Below are 18,681 nucleotides of genomic sequence, written 5' to 3' on the forward strand. Positions count from 1 at the left end.
GGCACTAATTTCGTCCTTACTTTTATCCATCTCTTCAATGACAGGATAATAAGCGTTACTGATAATCTCTAAACCAGCAAAGAGAAACTTGTAAATAGAAAGCGACTCATGGCTATCCAGATAAGCTAACATCTGATCAATGACATAAGCATTCTTATGGTTGCTGATGGTAATCATTCGTTTGTTTTCAACGATAAAGGTCATGGGAATCGCTTCATAGTAATCCTTGTCCTTTTCTAAGTCCAGAACATTGTAGATAAAGGTCACAGTCCCATTCTCACGGTTATAATCCATATGGGCACGTTCATTTTTATCCAGCGCATATTCGATGGTTTCCTTATCCAATCCGTAGATTTCAGATAAATCTTCAAGATTTTTAATTTTTTCTACATCTAGATTGATCCAAACACAACCATTTCCTAATTGTTTATCTAAAACCATCGTTTCTCCTTTACCAAACTCTTTCTATTGTACCATAAAAGAGGTAAAATTTCAGTTCTCTTCTTTCCTTGAAAAATTGCTGACAACCGTGATACTTCTATTGGGAACAAAGTGAAGGACTCCATCCTCACTGCGCAGTTGAGTCGTACGAATACCGACACTCACAACCTTACCAGAGATTGTAATCGGACCATTCGTAAACTCAACTTGATCTCCAACATCTAACTGGCGCTCAAAGAGGATGAAAAAGCCATTGACCACATCCGATAAAAATCCTTGAGCCCCCATCCCGATTGCCACCCCAGCAATCCCAGCACCTGCCAGTAGACTTGATACAGGTAAGCCTAGAGTAGATAAAACAAAGTAGAGTAAAAAGAAATAGAGGGTGTAGTTCAAAATATTTTCAATCAATCTAGAAATTGTCTTTTGGCGCGCCTCATCTTTCTGGGAAAATTTTAAGGATGGTTTAACAACTCTTTTCACAACTTGATGGAAAATTATTTTAACGATATAAAAGACAATAAAAAGAAGGACTAGAGAGACTAATTTTGAAAACAACTCTTCTAGAATACTGCTGATATTTAACTTATCGATATAATTTTGAATAAATGTTGGCATAGTAAGCTCCTTTCCTAATATTATACCATAAAACGATATCTGAACCAGTTTGGTAGATATTCATTCTGCCTATACTATTATTAGATTCACTTGATTTCAAAACATATTTATACTATAATCAAACCACTACATGGAGAACAAATTATTTTCTCAATAACTCTCTTGGAATAGACCTTTCTACCTCATCTACTACTAAAACTTTAAAGCATTTATCTCAAGGAAGTATTCTATGTCTATCACACAACGCACTCTTAAACTAGTCCTAGCAACTTGTTTTGCTTGTTTACTAGCCTACTTTTTTGATTTGTCATCAGCTGTATCAGCTGGTATCATTGCTATTTTGAGTCTCTCTGATACACGAAGAAGCACGATCAAGCTAGCCCGCAATCGTCTTTTTTCAACTCTTCTAGCTCTCTTAGTTGGTGTTATTGCCTTTCAACTAACTGGTTATCATATTTGGAGCTTCGGACTTTACTTAGCAATCTATGTTCCTCTAGCCTATAAACTCGGTTGGGAAATTGGAATTACTCCAAGTAGCGTCTTGGTTAGCCATCTATTAATCCAACAATCAACAGCACCAGCACTTTTACTGAACGAGCTCTTACTCTTCCTCATCGGTACCAGTTTTGCTCTTTTAGTCAATCTCTACATGCCTTCACGTGAAAAAGAAATTCAACATTATCATACTCTTGTTGAAGAAAAACTCAGAGATGTTCTTCTACGGCTTTCTCACTATCTGAAAAGAGGAGATGGCCGTAATCAGGCTCAACTTGTAAATGAACTTGATCAACTACTGGAGGAAGCCCTCAAACTAGTCTATCTGGACCATTCTGATCATCTCTTTCATCAAACAGACTATCATATCCACTACTTTGAAATGCGCCAAAGACAAACCCGCATTTTAAGAAATATGGCCAAGCAGATTAACACCTGCCAACTAGCCGCTAGTGAGAGTCTAATTGTCGCTCAACTCTTTTCAAAAACAGCTAGCCAACTGAGTCAAACCAATCCAGCCTATAACTTGTTGGAAGACATCGAGAAATACCTGCAGGTATTTCGCAATCGTTCTCTCCCTAAAACAAGAGAAGAGTTTGAGACACGGGCTACCCTATTACAACTCTTTCGCGAATTAGAACACTTTATTCAAATAAAAGTAGATTTCTACCAACGTTACTCTAAACATGCAACAGAGTGATTTAAGACAAAAAACACCTTTCAGACTGCAGAAACTTGCAATCCGAAAGGTGTTTTTGTTTAGGAATATTTCAGGCCTTTATTTCTTTCCTTCAGACATGAGATGAATATCTTTCAAGCTAAAGTAAGCAAGAGCGATCATTGCTATTGCAACGAAAAATTCTGCTGGTAACTGGAAGATTTGGAAAGCTGACATCATCAATAAAATCAAGAGGGCAACCAGACCAAAGACTAATATTACAACATTGACTGTTCCCTTGATACTCTTTGGCGTCGCAAAAATATAAAGTAAGAGTAATAAAATCCCTATGATTAAGTAGACCATCTTTATCTCTTTCTAGCCTTTATTCAGCTGATTTTTTCTTTTTATTTGCTTTCTCACGCTCTGCCTTGTTAAGGATTTGCTTACGTAAACGGATTGATTCAGGTGTTACTTCCATGTATTCATCATCGTTCAAGAACTCAAGTGATTCTTCAAGCGTCAAAATACGAGGTGTCTTGATAACCGCTGTTTGGTCCTTAGTAGCGGAACGAACGTTAGTCATTTGTTTTGCTTTCGTGATGTTAACAGTCAAGTCATTCTCACGAGAGTTTTCACCGATGATCATACCTTCATAAACCTCAGTACCTGGGTTAACAAAGATAGTACCACGTTCTTCGATCGACATGATAGAGTATGTGGTTGCCTTACCAGCATCGATAGAAACGAGGGCACCACGGTGACGTCCCCCAATTTCACCTGGAATCATTGGCAAGTATTGGTCAAAGGTGTGGTTCATGATACCATAACCACGTGTCATTGACAAGAACTCAGTTGAATATCCAATCAAACCACGTGCAGGAACTAGGAAAACCAAACGAGTTTGACCGTTTCCAGTTGCAATCATATCCAACATTTCACCCTTACGCTCAGAAAGACTTTGGATAACTGAACCTTGGTATTCTTCTGGAGTATCGATTTGGACACGTTCAAATGGTTCACATTTGACTCCATCAATTTCTTTGATGATCACTTCTGGACGAGATACTTGAAGCTCATAACCTTCACGACGCATAGTTTCGATGAGGATTGACAAGTGCAATTCCCCACGTCCTGAAACCGTCCATTTATCTGGTGAATCTGTTGACTCAACACGAAGAGATACGTCTGTTTGCAATTCTGCTTGCAAGCGTTCTTCCACCTTACGAGAAGTTACCCACTTACCTTCACGACCAGCAAAAGGTGAGTTGTTAACCAAGAAGGTCATTTGAAGAGTAGGTTCGTCGATGTGAAGAACTGGAAGAGCTTCAACTGCGTCTGTAGGAGTGATGGTTTCCCCAACGAAGATATCTTCCATACCTGATACAGCAATCAAATCACCAGCTTTAGCTTCTTGGATTTCACGACGTTCCAAACCAAAGAAACCAAAGAGTTTTGTAACACGGAAGTTTTTGGTTGTTCCGTCAAGTTTAGAAAGGGTAACTTGGTCCCCAACCTTGACACTACCACGGAAGATACGTCCGATACCGATACGTCCTACGAAGTCATTGTAGTCAAGAAGAGACACTTGGAATTGAAGAGGCTCATCTGAGTTATCAACTGGAGCTGGAATGTGGTCGATAATGGTGTCAAAGATTGGCGCCATAGTCTTTTCTTGGTCTGCTGGATCATCTGACAATGAAGATGTTCCGTTGATCGCTGACGCATAAACAACTGGGAAGTCAAGTTGGTCATCATCCGCACCAAGCTCGATGAAGAGTTCCAAGACTTCATCAACTACTTCTGCTGGACGAGCTGATGGCTTATCGATTTTGTTAACTACAACGATTGGTACAAGGTCTTGTTCCAAGGCTTTTTTCAATACGAAACGAGTCTGTGGCATAGTTCCTTCGTAAGCATCTACGACCAAAACAACACCATCAACCATTTTCATGATACGCTCAACTTCTCCACCGAAGTCCGCGTGTCCTGGTGTGTCCATGATGTTGATGCGTGTACCGTTATAAGCTACGGCAGTGTTTTTCGCAAGAATCGTAATTCCACGCTCTTTTTCGATATCGTTTGAATCCATTGCACGCTCAGCTAGTTCTGTACGTGCATCAAGTGTTGATGATTGTTTCAACAATTCATCAACGAGGGTTGTTTTTCCGTGGTCAACGTGGGCAATAATGGCTACGTTGCGGATATCTTCTCTTAATTTTGTCATGATTTCCTCTGTTATATTCAAAAATTTATTTTCTAACTGAACGATTATACCACAATTTTAGGCAAATGACTTAACTCAAGTAAGTGTAAATGTTTTCAAAAACTTTTCTTCCCATGCCTTTTCTTTTCAAAAATGGCATCTTGTGATAAGATAGGCTGATATGCGTTTAGATAAATTATTAGCCCAGGAAAAAATCAGTCGGAAAGCTATGAAACAGGCTCTCCTAAAAAAAGAAATCTTTATAGATGGGAAAGCGGCTTCTTCCCTTGCACAAAATATTGATACAGGATTACAGAAACTAGTCTTTCAAGGGCGCCAAATCCAAGGATATGAGCACATCTACCTTATGCTCCATAAGCCAAATGGAGTCGTGACTGCAAGAAAGGACAAGGAACTACCAACGGTCATGGACCTACTGCCTAAACATTTCCAGTCAGAGCAACTCTATGCAATTGGTCGACTGGATCGAGATACAACAGGTCTTCTTCTCTTGACGGATAATGGACCCCTGGGTTTTCAACTTCTCCATCCTCAATATCATGTAGATAAAGCTTACCAAGTTGAAGTCAATGGACTGCTCTCATCCGACCACATCCAACAGTTCAAAGATGGGATTATCTTTTTAGATGGAACTGCCTGTAAACCAGCTCAACTTGAGATTCAAGTAGCAAGCCCTAGCCTCAGCAGAGCCACCATCACCATCTCTGAAGGGAAATTTCATCAGGTCAAGAAAATGTTTCTCTCAGTCGGTGTCAAGGTAACTGCCCTAAAAAGAGTTCAGTTCGGGGATTTTACATTAGATTCAGAGTTAGCAGAAGGTCAATACCGACCCTTGAATCAAGAGGAATTGGAAATTATTAAAAACTACTTAGAGAAAAGTAGATAAAACAAAAAAGCTTTAAAAATAAAGCCTTTTTTAGATTCTTTAACTCATATTTAAAAAAATTCCAATAATCCAGTTAAGCGCAGAAAGAACAATACCTACAATCGCTAGAATTCTTTCTGTTTTATAGTCAAGTCCAGATTCTTTTTTACGTGTGTTAGCTTCTATTATAGCAAGAGCTCCTAAAACAATACCTACCACTGGAATCACAAGACTAGCTACGATTGATAGGATACCTATATTACGTGCGGTTTTTTTCTTTTCTTGCATGTTTAAAATCTCCTTAAAATTTAATACAAATTCATTATACCATACAAAGCTATTTTGTCCTTGAATAAAATAAAAAAGCTTTAAAACTAAAGCTTTTTTGTTTTAATTAATTCTCGAAAGTTGTGAGATAAGTACGATACAGATAAGTGCAGAAATCACAACCCCTAACACAATCCCTAAAATAGAGAGAATTTTTTCTGTCTTATAGTCTAGTCCAGACTCTTTTTGATGTGAATTAGCCAAGACCAAACCAAAAATACCAAAAATAATACTTAACACTGGAAATCCAAAGGCAACTATGATAGATATGATACTCAAAACAATTGGCGCTTTTTTCTTTTCTTCTGTATTCATATTATAAAAACTCCTTAAATTGATTACAGATTCATTATACCATACAAAGAGATTTTATTTAATGTGCAATAAATAACCTTTCCCTTGAGCCAGGAAATATTAGAAATGATTGATACCTACTTCGAGAAAATTGTATAAAATAAAAAAACTTTAAATATAAAGCTTTTTTAGATTCTTGCTAAGCTATAAAATAAAGCGATGTCCACAATCCAGCTAAGGACAGAAACTACGATCCCCACGATACTTAGGATTCTTTCTCTTTTAAAGTCTAGATCAGATTTTTTTTGACTTGAATTAGCCATGACTAGTCCAACGATACCTAGAATCAGTCCTACTATTGGAGATGGCAATCCAAGGACGATAGATAGAATAGCTAAAATAAGTGGGTGTTTTTTCTTTTTTTGTGTATCCATATTATAAAACTCCTTAAATTTATTACAGATTCATTATACCACACAAAGAGATTTTATCTAATGTGCAATAAATAACCTTTCCCTTGAGCCGGGAAATATTAGAAATGATTGATACCTACTTCGAGAAGATTGGATAAAATAAAAAAGCTTTAAATATAAAGCTTTTTTAAATTCTTACTTAGCTATAAAATAAAGCGATACCCGCAATCCAGTTAAGGACAGAAACTACAATCCCGACAATACTTAGGATTCTTTCTCTTTTAAAGTCTAAACCAGATTCTTTTTGACTTGAATTAGCCATTACTAGTCCAACGATACCTAGAATCAGTCCTACTATTGGAGATAGCAAGCCAAGGACGATAGATAGAATACCTAAAATAAGTGGGTGTTTTTTCTTTTCTTGTGTATCCATATAATAAAACTCCTTAAATTTATTACAAATTAATTATACCATAATACGCTAGCTTTATCTATCATTCGACAGATTTTTACATAAGATTAGCTAGTCTTGACCTTTCCTGTCCAAGAATCCAGTCCATAAGAAAGGATATAAATATCTGAAAAGCCTTGTTTTTTCAAGAAAATCGCTGCATTGGTAACACGTTGCGCACGTTGGTTTTCATAAAGAAGAACAGGCTTATCCTTACGAAGAGCCGCAAGGCTTGTCTTCAATTGATTTGAAGGAATGTTACGAGCACCAAGGATATGTTTTCTATGGAAGTCTGCTGGATCACGCAAGTCAATTAACTGACCTGTACGAATTAAAGACTCAAACTCTGCATTGTCTACAATTTTTGCAGCACGACGAATACGAAGATAATTGTATCCCATCCATACTAACATCGCCACTATAAGTCCCCATAATACCCAAGTTATCATAATACCTAATCTCCATTTTTTTCTAAATAGTCTAATTCTATCTTGTGCTCTCTGCGAAGGACAGCCTCCGCTTCTAGATAATCCAGCTTATCCATCAAGCCAGCATCATAGATTCGAGATAGTTCAATCTTCATTAATTCAATGTCATAAAGACGTTTCCCCATATAGACAAGAATGCCGAACTGTTTGAGAAATTGTTGCACATCGTAGAGTGTTTTCATAGCTTTCATTTTAGCAAAAGATCAGAGTTTTTTCAATAGCAGCCATTGAAGATTGTCTTTTACTGTTTGCGAATCTTAGTAATACTTTGGCAGAGAAGGAATCCGACAAGCATTCCAACAAAATTCTGAACCAGATTGTGAGGAACATCAGCCAAAGCTTGACCCCAACCTTTCATCCAAGCAGTCGCAAAGGCATAACCAGCAACCATGACAAGCGATGCCAAGACTAATCCTAACCATTGCCATTTCCCTTTAAATCCGGCAAAATACCCCTGCGAACCATGGAAAATTAAGCTGAAGATCATCCAGTGAGGATAACCTGAAATCAGGTCAATGAGAAAACCTCCTAGACCCCCAACGATGCCTCCTTCACGTCGCCCAAAATAAAAGGCAGTAAAGAAAATTCCAGCATCCAAAAACGTGAGGATTCCCGTAGCAGTTGGGATTTTCACTACATAACCCAAAGCTACGGATAGGGCTGTTAAGATGGATACTAGGGCGATTTTACTGGTTTTTGTTTGCTTCATATTGTCTTACTCCATATTGATCTGCTTGTGCAATGGCACGGTAAACAAAGGCTTTGGAACTCTCAACAGCTGCTAATAGCTCCTCTCCCTTAACTAACTGACTAGCAATGCTCGATGCAAAAGTACATCCTGCACCAGCATTTTGCCCTTCTAAGACTGGATTTTCTAAAATAGTAAAGTCATGGCCATCATAATAGACATCCACAGCCTTATCCTGTCTAAGGCGATTCCCACCCTTGATAATAACTGCTGGCGCACCCAAGTCATGTAATTTTTTAGCTGTAGCTTTCATATCTTCCAAGGTTTTAATCTTTTGATCTGCCAAAAGTTCAGCCTCTGGAAGATTAGGTGTAATCACAGTCACATAAGGGAAAAAGCGAATCAACTCTTGACAAAGCTCGCTGACAGCAACATCATGAGTCTCCTTACAAACGAGAACAGGGTCCAAGACAACAGGAACACCTGTGCGCTCCTTGATAAAGTTGAGGGCTTTTTCAGCAACACCAACAGTCGGTAAAAGACCAATTTTAATAGCTACAAAGTCTACACTCTTAAGACTATCTAACTGCTGTTGGAAAATAATCTCATCTGTAGGAAAGACTTCAAAACCATTTTCAGTCAGAGCAGTTAGACAAGTCATGGCTACAAAACCATGCAAACCATTTAAAGTATAGGTCGCAAGATCTGCTGCCAGTCCACCTCCACTAAAAATATCATTTCCTGAAAGTGCTAAAATACGATTATTCTTCATAAGAAATCTCCTTCAAATACAAACCATTGGGTGCTGCAGTCGGCCCTGCCAACTGTCTGTCTTTTTTCTCCAAAATCAGGTCAATCTGTTCAATCGGCATCCGATTGTTGCCAATTTTCAGCAGGGTTCCAACCATATTCCGAATCTGCTTATAGAGGAAACCATTGCCTGAGAAGGTAAAAGTCAAAAACTGTCCTGTTTCATCAACTCTAAGAGTGGCTTCCGTAATCGTCCTAACTTTGTCCTCCACACTAGTTCCTGTAGCAGTAAAGCCAGTGAAGTCATGGGTTCCTTCTAATTTTTTAATAGCCATTTGCATACGCTCCACGTCAAGTGGATAAGGATAGTGGGTGGCGTAATGACGTCTCATAGGATTTTTAGGACGCCCTCTATCCACGATAAACTCATAGGTCTTGCTATGCTTGGCATAACGGCAATGAAAATCATCAGCCACTACCTCAATCAAAATCACATCTATATCCTCAGGACTTTGAGTATCGAGAGCAAAGCGAAGCTTTTCCTCATCCATCTGATAGGGAAGATCAAAGTGGATAACCTGACCTAAGGCATGAACACCGCTATCCGTTCGCCCAGCGCCATGAATGGTAATGGCTTGTCCTTTATTTAATTTTGTTAGAGTTTTTTCAATTTCCTCTTGGACACTACGCGCGTGAGGTTGCCTCTGAAAACCAGCAAAGGCGTAACCATCATAGGAAATGATTGCTTTATATCTAGTCATGTATCTATTTTATCAAGAAAATTTCTCTGCAACAAGTTTGAAAACCAAAAATTGTACGGGGACAGTTTGTAATATAATCTAATTTTTTATCTAGATTTTTTCATCATATATTTTCGTACAGGTACTTCAACCATTTGAACGATTTCAAATCCTTCTTTTTGGTAAAGATTGTAAGCTGTTTGATTTGCCTCGTAGACATTTAGAGAAATAGTATCTATGTCTTCATTTTCAAAGGCCAAACTAACAAATTCCCTTAAAGCCTGGCTACCTAAGCCCTGCCCCTGTTTCTGAGGATTGATAAAAAATCTCCCGATATGAAGATTCCTGTCTTCTATCCTGATTTTCTGGATAAGCCCCACAAACTCTTGTCCATCAAATATTGAAAAAATTCCTTCCAAATCTTGCAAGACTTGAATTGTCAAGGGAAAAGGAATCATTGGTCCCATCCATTGTTCTTGAAAGGGTTTGCCGAGAGAGTTGGACCATTGGCATACGAATTGAGCGTTTTCTATACTCACATTTTCTTCAAAACGAATTATCATCTTGACCTCACTATCTTATCTGTGTTTCTCCATTATACTATTTCTCCTTTTTTTCCGAATAAATAAGTATGATTCATTTTTACTTTTTTTTTGTAGGAGCTATTATTGCTTCCTTTCTAGGTCTTGTCATTGACCGCTTTCCTGAGCAGTCTATTATCTTTCCTGCTAGTCACTGCGATTCTTGTCAGACTCGTTTGAGACCACTGGATTTGATTCCATTTCTCTCACAGGTATTCAATCGCTTTCGCTGTCGCTATTGCAAGTCAAGCTATCCTGTCTGGTATGCTTTCTTTGAGTTATCTTTGGGACTGCTCTTTCTAGCTGAGTCTGTGGGATTTTTAACTTTGGGGCAAGTCATCTTGATAACTGCCGGCTTGACTTTGGGCATCTACGACTTTCGTCATCAGGAATATCCCTTACTCGTCTGGCTGACCTTTCACCTAATCCTCATGGTTTGCTGTGGTTGGAATCTAGTTATGATTTTCTTTCTTATTCTGGGAATTTTGGCTCACTTTATCGATATCCGCATCGGTGCAGGGGATTTTCTCTTTCTAGCTTCTTGTGCGCTTATCTTTAGTCTGACAGAATTACTAATTTTGATACAGTTCGCTTCTACAACTGGCATCCTAGCTTTTCTCCTGAAAAAGAAAAAGAAAAGGCTCCCTTTCGTGCCTTTCCTCTTATTTGCTACCTGTATGATTATTTTGGGTAAGCTTTTGCTTTTAGGATAGTCAGGCCCTCTATGACTTTTATTTTGTCGTCCTATTCCTTAGATAACTTTTTCAATGAAGTTTCGTATGGTTGATAGTCCATCTGGTGTCCCTATACTTTCTGGATGATATTGAAAGCCATAGATAGGGAGCTTCTTGTGTTGAAAACCCATGATAACCTGATCGTCTATCGCACGAGCGGTAACTTCAAAGTCTGCGGGTAATTCCTCCACCATAAGACTATGGTAACGCATGACTGAACAGTTATTTTCTATACCCTGACAAAGAATGGATGGAGCTTCAAATTGGAGCTGACTTTGTTTACCATGCATGACCTTTGGAGCCAAACCTAGTTTTCCACCAAAAGCCTCTGCAATAGCCTGATGTCCCAAGCAAATTCCCAAAATTGGCTTTTTCCCAGCAAAATCTCGAATCATTTCCTCCATTTTCCCAGCATCAGCTGGCCAACCGGGGCCAGGAGAAAAGACAAGAGCTCTTGCTTTTTCTGCTACTTGATAGAGACGAGGATCGTCGTTTCGCAAGACCTCAACAGGAGAAAAGGTTCCGATATATTGAGCTAGATTGTAGGTAAAAGAATCATAATTATCAATCAATAAAATCACAATTTTCTCCCTTTAATCTTGGAATGATTAGTTATTCTTTGCTTCAAGGTAGTCAGCAATAGCAGCTACGTCCTTGTCTCCACGACCTGAGACATTGATGATGATAATCTCATCTTTACTTAGTTTTGGTGCGCGTTTGACTGCTTCTGCAATTGCATGCGAGCTTTCGATCGCTGGGATAATTCCTTCTGTCTTGCTTAGTAAAAGCAAGGCTTGAACAGCCTCTTCATCAGTTGCTGCAACATATTCTACACGACCTGAATCTTTAAAGAAGGCATGTTCTGGACCAACCCCTGGATAGTCCAAACCTGCTGAGATAGAGTAGACTGGAGCAAGCTCTCCATCTTCCTTAAAAACTGCATAAGTCTTCATTCCATCGACAATTCCGACACTCCCCTTGGTCATAGTTGCTGCGTGTTTGTCGGTATCTAAACCATGACCAGCAGCTTCTACCCCAACCAATTTTACTTCTTCATCAGCTACATACTGTGAAAAAGCTCCGATGGCATTAGAACCACCACCCACACAGGCAATAACGTAGTCTGGCAGTCGTCCTTCTTTTTCCAAGATTTGACGACGTGATTCTTCACTGATGACTTTTTGGAATTCATGAACAATAGTTGGATAAGGGTGAGGTCCTACAGCAGATCCTAAAACGTAGAAGGCCTCAAGGTCATTCATCCATGCTCCAAAGGCTGCGTCAACCGCATCTTTGAGGGTACGAGTACCAGTTTCAACTGCGTGAACAGTTGCTCCCATCATCTCCATTCGGAAGACATTGAGTCGTTGACGCTCCACATCTTCTGCCCCCATATAGACATCACATGCCATACCAAACTTAGCTGCCGCTGCCGCTGTCGCAACACCGTGCTGACCAGCTCCTGTTTCAGCAATCACACGTTTTTTGCCCATACGTTTGGCAAGAAGGATCTGCCCTAAAACGTTGTTAAGCTTGTGAGAACCCAGGTGGTTAAGGTCTTCACGCTTGAGATAAATCTTAGCTCCGCCTAGGTGTTCTGTCAAGCTTTCTGCGTAATATAACGGTGTCTCACGACCTGAATAATCCTTCAAGTAATGACGAAACTCAGCTAAAAACTCTGGATCATCCTTGTACTTATCAAAAGTCACTTCCAACTCATCCAACAAAGCCTGAATCGGCTCAGGTACAAAACTACCACCAAATTGTCCAAAATATCCTTTAGTTGTCATAAAATTTTCCTCTTTTCTATTATTCCAAAATATGAAAAAGCCCACACACGGAATCCACTTCCATGTGAGGGCGTTAGTAACGCGGTACCACCTCAATTGTAAAAAGACTATCCCCTTTACATCTCTGCCTTGTCTATCAACAAGTTGCACTATAAGGTGTGCGCACCGAATTTTCATTGTTTCAAATTCATTTTTTCAAATCAGCCCAATTTCACTATTTTCAACCACCTGTTCGCAGCAACCACAGGCTCCCTGAAGATCTAAAATAATTACTTTTCTGATTTGTTGAAATCATTATATGTCATTATCTATTCTTTGTCAATGGTTTTTAAACGATTATTTTGAAGAAGCAAGAATTTCTTCTGTCACTTTAATAAATGTTTCAATGATATAATCTACTTCTTCATCCGTTAATTTTGTATGAAGAGGAAGCGTAATTTCATTTTCAAAGAAGGCATAAGCTCGCGGATAATCTGCCATATCAAAGCCAAGATTCTTATAGGCTGTCAAAAGCGGAAGCGGTTTGTAGTGGACGTTACTTGCAATTCCTGCCTTGGCCAATTCTTGAATGATTTGGTTGCGCTCTTCGAGGCTCGCACCTTCTACATGGGTAATGTAAAGGTGACGACAAGATTCAACAGTATCTGTCTCATGAGCCAATGGGTGAATACGAGTTCCTACAAATCCACGGTCATAGCGATCCACGATGTCCTTACGACGTTGTAATAAAGCAGGATAACGGTCCAACTGAACCAGACCAAGCGAAGCCATGATATCCGTCATGTTGCACTTGTAGGCTGGTGTTACGATATCGTATTCCCAAGAACCCAGTTGCATCTTGGCAAGGGCATCCTTAGTTTGACCATGAAGAGAAAGAATCTGGAATTCCTTATACATTTCTTCATCATCAATAGCTGGATTTGCTTTCCAAGTCGCACTTCCGCCCTCAGCAGTTGTAAAATTCTTGACTGCGTGGAAAGAGAATGATGTAAAGTCAGCAATCGAACCAGCTGCTTGTCCTTTATAAGTTGAACCCAAAGCATGGGCACTATCAGAGACAATCACAATACGGTTAAAGGCCTTTTGCCACTTGCTAGCAGCTGTATAGAGATCACGTTTTTTCTCGACGACTTGGAACAAACGGTCATAGTCACAGATAATCCCTGCAAGTTCAACTGGGATGATAACCTTAGTTTTTTCAGTAATAGCTTGCTCCAGTTGGTCATAATCCATTTCAAAAGTGTCTTTTTGGATATCAACCATAACTGGTGTCGCACCTACGTGAGTGATCACACTACATGATGCTGTGTAGGTCATAGCCGGAACAATGACTTCGTCACCAGGCCCTACTTCAAGCACACGCAAAATCAATTCAAGAGCTGCTGTTGCAGAATTGAGGCAGACCGTTTTAGGTGTCTGAGTATAGAGAGACAGACGACGTTCTAGTTCTTTTGTCTTTGGACCTGTTGTGATCCATCCTGAACGAAGGGTATCAGCTACCTCAGCAATTTCAGCTTCGGTAATATCAGGTGGTGAAAATGGAATATTGTAATTTGGCATTGATTTACTCCTTTAGCTTTTGATTTCTTTATTTTAAAACTTCAACGACAGTCTGTAACATGATTTTGATATCACCTACGAAACTAAAATCACGCAGATAGGCTAGGTTAAAGTGCATTTTCTCTGGAAGAACTCTTTCTACATAAGCCTGATCAACAGTCATACCTTTTGCCGTCATTTGACTGATGATGGCATCCTCGTCCTTATAGTGAATACTGGCAAGCGATGTAATTCCTGCTGGCAAAAGCAAAGTCGCCATCATCTCAGGACTGTATTGCTCAGTATAACGTGGTACTTCAGGTCGTGTACCGACAAAGGACATTTCCCCTTTTAGAACATTGACCAGCTGAGGTAGTTCATCCAAACGGACACGACGAATGAATTGACCAACCTTAGTGATGCGACTGTCATTTGCAGAAGTCACCAGACTTCCTTTCTTGTCCGCATCTGTCACCATGGTACGGAATTTCCATATCTTGAAATGTCTGTTATATTGTGTTACCCGTTCTTGCTTATAAATAATAGGTCCCTTACTATCGAGTTTGATCCAAATACTTAGAACAATAAATAAGGGTGAGGTCAAGAATAAAACGACCAAGGCTAGCAAGAAATCTAAACAACGCTTGAGGAGCAGACTTCCTTTTCTTTGAGAGACTAGCTGATAGTAGGGTTCAACCTCGCTTAATTGTATCTCGAGGGGTAGTTCATCCCATTTAAGCATGCATATTCTCCTCTGTTTTTAGTATAGTAATATTTATCAATATCCTTCATTATACCACAAATTAGATAGCTAGGTGAAGAAATCTAGCATTTTAGAACTCCCTTTTAAGATAAGGCCCCTGCTTGTAAGCTATACATTTTGTGATAGGTTCCACCTAAAGCTAAGAGCTCCTCGTGATTCCCAGACTCAATAATCCGGCCCTTATCTAAAACATAGATACAATTGGCATCTTGAATGGTAGATAAGCGATGGGCAATGGCAATGGTTGTCCGCCCTTTTCGCATCTTAGCCAAGGAAGTCTGAACCAGTGTTTCTGTTTCCGAATCAATATTGGCTGTCGCTTCATCTAAAATCAAGATTTTAGGCTGACTGGCGACTGTTCTGGCAAAGGCAAGAAGTTGACGTTGACCAGTTGAAAAACTAGAACCCCGCTCTGAGACAGGAGAGTTATATCCTTGAGGCAATTCTTGAATAAAAGAATCTGCATCGACAAACTCTGCTGCAGCCTTAACCTCTTCATCACTGATATCTTGGTACATAGCAATATTAGACTTGATAGTTCCGTGATAGAGTAAGGGGTCCTGTAAGACCAAGCCCATGTTTTTTCTTAGTTCTTGCTGGCTATAGTTACGAATATCTACATTATCTATCAAAACCCGTCCTGACTGAAATTCATAAAAGCGCATGAGAACATTGATAATAGAAGATTTCCCAGAGCCAGTATGCCCGACAAAGGCAATGGTTTCACCCTTATTGACAGTAAAGGAAATATCATCCAAAATTTGATTTACCCCATCATAGGAAAAAGAAACATGCTCAAAACGAATATTCCCTTCTCTGATTGCTAGCTCACTGTCAGCTTGGATAGGCTCATAATTACTTCGGTCAATCAGCGCAAAGACTCGCCCAGCTGATACCATTGAAGTCTGAAGAATTGAGAAGTTTTGCGTGACCTCTATCAAAGGATCAAAGAGACGATTGATATACTGAATAAAGGCATACATGGTACCTGCTGTCATCCCGATATAAAGCCCACGATAGCCAAAATAGGCCATGAGAACTGCATAACCTAAGAGCTTCAACAAACTCATGGCAGGACGTAAAAAGAGGGCGTCCAAGGCTACTGAACGGTTGGCATAGACGTAGTGTTCTTCATTAATCTCATCAAATTCTTCCTGCAGGCGTTTTTCTTGATTAAAGGCTTGAATAATTCGAATACCTTCAATACTTTCTGCCAACTTGCTATTTATATCTGACAAAAAGCTTCTCGTTTTTTCGATGATTTTAACTGATTTTTTTCGGTAGAGATTAACCAAGATAAAAATCAAAGGTAGAAATAGAAGAACCAAACCTGTCAGACGAAAATCCAGGACCATCATTGTGTAAAGAGTTGTCACAAAAATAAAAATCGCTGAAATAAAGCTAGACAAAAGTCCTGAAAACATATCACTGATGGTCTCTGTATCATTGGTCAATCGTGAAACGATAGAACCTGAAGGTGTCTTGTCAAAATAAGACATGCCTAGTTTTTCCATATTAGCAAAGGCATCTCTGCGAATGTCTCTAACAATGCTATAAGATACACGCGCAAACAGTAGATTACCGATATATTGAATCAGGGTTTGTAGGATATAAAGACCATAGTAGGCTATCAAAACAGTAACAGCAAACTGACTCAGATTCCCCAGATACTGGTCAATAAAGTGTGAAGCAACCAAGGGAATGATACTCTTGATAACTGTTGTTGCTAGGAGAAATGATAGGGCTAGAAGGGTTAAGAGGCTATAGGGCTTGAGATAACCAAGCAATCGTTTCAATACTGACCATTGTTCTTGCTTATTCTGCATCTTCTTCTCCTTTCATTTCCAATTGTTGGGACTGATAGGTCTGGGCATACCAACCATCCAAGGCTAGTAAGTCCTCATGAGTTCCACGTTCGATAATCTGTCCATTTTGCATAACCAAGATCAAATCAGCGTGGACAACTGCACTGAGACGATGGGCTGAGATGATCGTTGTTTTGTTTTCTCGAGTAGCTTTGAGATTATCAATAATAGCATATTCGGTCTTGGCATCTACAGCCGATAAGGAGTCATCTAAAATCAAGATATCAGGATTTAAAATCATAGCACGGGCCATGGCAAGACGCTGCTTTTGACCACCAGACAAACTAACTCCCTTTTCACCGATAATCGTATCGAATCCCTGAGGCATATCCAAAATATCATGATAAACTTGGGCTAATTTTGTCGCATATTCAACGTCAGATAGAGACAAGTCAGGATTACCAAAACGAACATTTTCTAAAATAGAACTAGCAAAAAGAAACTGGTCTTGAGGAACATAGCCCATGAGACCTCTAAGGTCGCTCAGACGATAGTCTCGTATATCATGACCATCAAGGTAAATCGCTCCTTGGTCTACATCGTACTCTCGTAAAAGCAGCTTCATCAGTGAGGTTTTCCCTGAACCAGTCTGTCCAACCAAGCCCAGTGTTTGTCCCTTTTCTAGACTAAAGTGAATCTCATGAAGGGTTTCTTCATTTTCATATGAAAAACTATCAATTGCATACTCCAAGCGTCCATTTTCAATCTTGGAAATTGCAACTTCTGAATCTTTAACGGGTGACTCTTGAGACAAGAGATTTTCAATGCGCTGGTAAGAAACCTTTCCTCTTTGAGTAATATTAAAGAGAAAACCAATCGCCATCAAGGGCCAGACTAGCATATCCAAGTAGGAGATAAAAGTGACTAGATTACCGACAGTGACATTTCCTTCTTGAACCATGAAAGAACCAACTAAAAGTGTTAGAACATAAGATAAGCCAACAAAGAGCAAAACCATTGGATCAAACAAGCTGTCGTATTTCATGGTTTGCAAGTTCTTTTGAAAGGTTAGTTGATTGACTTCTTGAAAAGCATCCAATTCATGGGCTTGATAGCCGAAAGACTTAGTCACCTTAATACCTGATACAGATTCCTGAACCTTGTTGTTAAGTTCAGAAAAAGCTTCCTGAGATTCGTTAAATGCTTTATGGGTCTTTCTTCCCAGACGACTGGTCGCCATAGCCATAAAGGGCAGGGGTAAAATAGCCACCAAGGTCATTTGCCAAGAAATACTAAAAAGCATGGTCAACAAGGTAACAAGTGCAGTGATAGAAGCATCGACAGCCGACATAACTCCTCCACCTGCAAGACGGGTTAGAGCATTGATATCATTAGTCGCATGCGCCATTAAATCTCCAGTTCTATAGGTCTGGTAAAAAGCCGGAGACATCTTAGAAAAATGTTCAAAGAGACGTGAACGCATGATTTGTCCTAAACGATAGGAAGTCCCTAAGATATACATGCGCCAAACATAGCGCAGGTAGTACATCCCAAAAGCCGCTAGGAGCAGATAGATGAGATTCAGCAACAGATCCGACTGAGTCAAATTTCCCAAAGTGATGGCATCAATGACATGCCCCATCACCATGGGAGGAATGAGGTTGAGAACAGCTACCAAACTAAGAGCAACTATCCCAACTAGATAACGGCGTTTTTCTAATTTAAAAAACCACCATAGTTTTTGAATGATAAACATAAACTTCCTTTCTAATTGAAAAGGGAAACCTGAGGCGACTACCTCAGGTTTTCTTTATTCATAACTTACAACAAATACTTTTCCTTTATCGTACGCTGCGATAAGGATATTCATTGGAGTAAAATCCTCTTCCTTTTACTCGCCTTCCTTAAATTACTCCTTATTATAAACGAAAGAGGGTGTTTTTTCAAACCATACGTTGGGGAAATAGGCCTTTTTTTGGTATAATATAGTCAATAATCTGAATGAAAAAGGAAG

General features: G+C 39.4%; 23 protein-coding genes and 1 other annotated feature. Of the genes, 3 read left to right on the forward strand and 20 right to left on the reverse strand.

The window, feature by feature from the left end; translation table 11 throughout:
• Both PAN07_RS15880 and PAN07_RS15885 read right to left on the reverse strand, forming a co-directional pair.
• Nucleotides 1-441, reverse strand: a 441-nt coding sequence (locus tag PAN07_RS15880) for a CorA family divalent cation transporter (protein WP_276593346.1), incomplete at its 3' end; no start/stop codon positions are given.
• A 51-nt stretch (nt 442-492) separates the two neighbouring features.
• Nucleotides 493-1,059, reverse strand: a complete 567-nt coding sequence (locus PAN07_RS15885; protein ID WP_269798305.1) for a mechanosensitive ion channel domain-containing protein — start codon at nt 1,057-1,059, stop codon at nt 493-495.
• A gap of 229 nt (nt 1,060-1,288) precedes the next feature.
• Between PAN07_RS15885 and PAN07_RS15890 the strand changes: the two genes are divergently transcribed.
• Complete coding sequence (locus tag PAN07_RS15890) at nt 1,289-2,254, forward strand: aromatic acid exporter family protein (RefSeq protein ID WP_269798306.1); 966 nt, start codon at nt 1,289-1,291, stop codon at nt 2,252-2,254.
• 78 nt (nt 2,255-2,332) lie between these two features.
• Here the strand turns inward: PAN07_RS15890 and PAN07_RS15895 are convergent, their stop codons facing one another.
• Both PAN07_RS15895 and typA read right to left on the reverse strand, forming a co-directional pair.
• A complete protein-coding gene (locus PAN07_RS15895) occupies nt 2,333-2,578 on the reverse strand; it encodes a DUF3165 family protein (RefSeq protein WP_269798307.1) in 246 nt (81 codons plus the stop codon).
• A gap of 19 nt (nt 2,579-2,597) precedes the next feature.
• Complete coding sequence (gene typA / locus PAN07_RS15900) at nt 2,598-4,439, reverse strand: translational GTPase TypA (RefSeq protein ID WP_269798308.1); 1,842 nt, start codon at nt 4,437-4,439, stop codon at nt 2,598-2,600.
• A 160-nt stretch (nt 4,440-4,599) separates the two neighbouring features.
• Here typA and PAN07_RS15905 point away from each other — a divergent pair, with 160 nt between their 5' ends.
• A complete protein-coding gene (locus tag PAN07_RS15905; RefSeq protein ID WP_269798309.1) occupies nt 4,600-5,325 on the forward strand; it encodes a pseudouridine synthase in 726 nt (241 codons plus the stop codon).
• Nucleotides 5,326-5,364: 39 nt separating this feature from the next.
• Here PAN07_RS15905 and PAN07_RS15910 read toward each other — a convergent pair whose 3' ends face one another.
• The 10 genes from PAN07_RS15910 to PAN07_RS15955 form a co-directional block, all read right to left on the reverse strand.
• Nucleotides 5,365-5,592 (reverse strand): DUF4190 domain-containing protein, encoded by a 228-nt coding sequence (locus tag PAN07_RS15910; RefSeq protein ID WP_269798310.1) that lies wholly within the window; start codon nt 5,590-5,592, stop codon nt 5,365-5,367.
• 102 nt (nt 5,593-5,694) lie between these two features.
• Nucleotides 5,695-5,946, reverse strand: a complete 252-nt coding sequence (locus PAN07_RS15915) for a hypothetical protein (RefSeq protein WP_269798311.1) — start codon at nt 5,944-5,946, stop codon at nt 5,695-5,697.
• Between the two features lie 167 nt (nt 5,947-6,113).
• Nucleotides 6,114-6,359: a DUF4190 domain-containing protein gene (locus tag PAN07_RS15920; protein WP_269798312.1), complete on the reverse strand. Its 246-nt coding sequence runs from the start codon at nt 6,357-6,359 to the stop codon at nt 6,114-6,116.
• 178 nt (nt 6,360-6,537) lie between these two features.
• Nucleotides 6,538-6,771 (reverse strand): DUF4190 domain-containing protein, encoded by a 234-nt coding sequence (locus tag PAN07_RS15925; protein ID WP_142556577.1) that lies wholly within the window; start codon nt 6,769-6,771, stop codon nt 6,538-6,540.
• Nucleotides 6,772-6,857: 86 nt separating this feature from the next.
• The gene (locus PAN07_RS15930; RefSeq protein ID WP_075568021.1) at nt 6,858-7,238 is read right to left on the reverse strand and encodes a rhodanese-like domain-containing protein; all 381 of its coding nucleotides are present in this window, start codon (nt 7,236-7,238) and stop codon (nt 6,858-6,860) included.
• 5 nt (nt 7,239-7,243) lie between these two features.
• Nucleotides 7,244-7,468, reverse strand: coding sequence for a YqgQ family protein (locus PAN07_RS15935; protein WP_185928421.1), 225 nt, complete (start codon nt 7,466-7,468; stop codon nt 7,244-7,246).
• 50 nt (nt 7,469-7,518) lie between these two features.
• A complete protein-coding gene (locus PAN07_RS15940; RefSeq protein ID WP_142556573.1) occupies nt 7,519-7,986 on the reverse strand; it encodes an ECF transporter S component in 468 nt (155 codons plus the stop codon).
• Entirely contained in the window at nt 7,964-8,737 is a 774-nt protein-coding gene (locus PAN07_RS15945; protein WP_269798313.1) for a bifunctional hydroxymethylpyrimidine kinase/phosphomethylpyrimidine kinase, read from the reverse strand. The genes PAN07_RS15940 and PAN07_RS15945 overlap by 23 nt, the downstream gene beginning before the upstream one ends.
• On the reverse strand, nt 8,727-9,476 hold the full coding sequence (truA, locus tag PAN07_RS15950; RefSeq protein ID WP_269798314.1) for a tRNA pseudouridine(38-40) synthase TruA: 750 nt from the start codon (nt 9,474-9,476) through the stop codon (nt 8,727-8,729). Before truA ends, PAN07_RS15945 begins: the two co-directional genes overlap by 11 nt.
• A gap of 86 nt (nt 9,477-9,562) precedes the next feature.
• Nucleotides 9,563-10,018, reverse strand: a complete 456-nt coding sequence (locus PAN07_RS15955; protein ID WP_269798315.1) for a GNAT family N-acetyltransferase — start codon at nt 10,016-10,018, stop codon at nt 9,563-9,565.
• A gap of 68 nt (nt 10,019-10,086) precedes the next feature.
• Here PAN07_RS15955 and PAN07_RS15960 point away from each other — a divergent pair, with 68 nt between their 5' ends.
• Nucleotides 10,087-10,749, forward strand: a complete 663-nt coding sequence (locus PAN07_RS15960) for an A24 family peptidase (RefSeq protein ID WP_269798316.1) — start codon at nt 10,087-10,089, stop codon at nt 10,747-10,749.
• A 38-nt stretch (nt 10,750-10,787) separates the two neighbouring features.
• Here PAN07_RS15960 and PAN07_RS15965 read toward each other — a convergent pair whose 3' ends face one another.
• The 6 genes from PAN07_RS15965 to PAN07_RS15990 form a co-directional block, all read right to left on the reverse strand.
• Nucleotides 10,788-11,351, reverse strand: coding sequence for an aminodeoxychorismate/anthranilate synthase component II (locus PAN07_RS15965; RefSeq protein ID WP_269798317.1), 564 nt, complete (start codon nt 11,349-11,351; stop codon nt 10,788-10,790).
• Between the two features lie 27 nt (nt 11,352-11,378).
• Nucleotides 11,379-12,560 (reverse strand): tryptophan synthase subunit beta, encoded by a 1,182-nt coding sequence (trpB, locus tag PAN07_RS15970; RefSeq protein ID WP_269798318.1) that lies wholly within the window; start codon nt 12,558-12,560, stop codon nt 11,379-11,381.
• A gap of 63 nt (nt 12,561-12,623) precedes the next feature.
• Nucleotides 12,624-12,855 (reverse strand) — a binding site (T-box leader).
• Nucleotides 12,856-12,896: 41 nt separating this feature from the next.
• Nucleotides 12,897-14,120 carry a DegT/DnrJ/EryC1/StrS aminotransferase family protein gene (locus tag PAN07_RS15975; RefSeq protein WP_269798319.1) on the reverse strand — a complete coding sequence of 408 codons (1,224 nt, stop codon included), beginning with the start codon at nt 14,118-14,120 and terminating at the stop codon, nt 12,897-12,899.
• Between the two features lie 28 nt (nt 14,121-14,148).
• On the reverse strand, nt 14,149-14,841 hold the full coding sequence (locus tag PAN07_RS15980) for a sugar transferase (RefSeq protein WP_269798320.1): 693 nt from the start codon (nt 14,839-14,841) through the stop codon (nt 14,149-14,151).
• A 104-nt stretch (nt 14,842-14,945) separates the two neighbouring features.
• The gene (locus tag PAN07_RS15985) at nt 14,946-16,688 is read right to left on the reverse strand and encodes an ABC transporter ATP-binding protein (protein ID WP_269798321.1); all 1,743 of its coding nucleotides are present in this window, start codon (nt 16,686-16,688) and stop codon (nt 14,946-14,948) included.
• On the reverse strand, nt 16,678-18,423 hold the full coding sequence (locus PAN07_RS15990) for an ABC transporter transmembrane domain-containing protein (protein ID WP_269798322.1): 1,746 nt from the start codon (nt 18,421-18,423) through the stop codon (nt 16,678-16,680). Before PAN07_RS15990 ends, PAN07_RS15985 begins: the two co-directional genes overlap by 11 nt.
• Nucleotides 18,424-18,681: the final 258 nt, after the last annotated feature.

The organism is Streptococcus sp. SM5 (assembly GCF_027497975.1).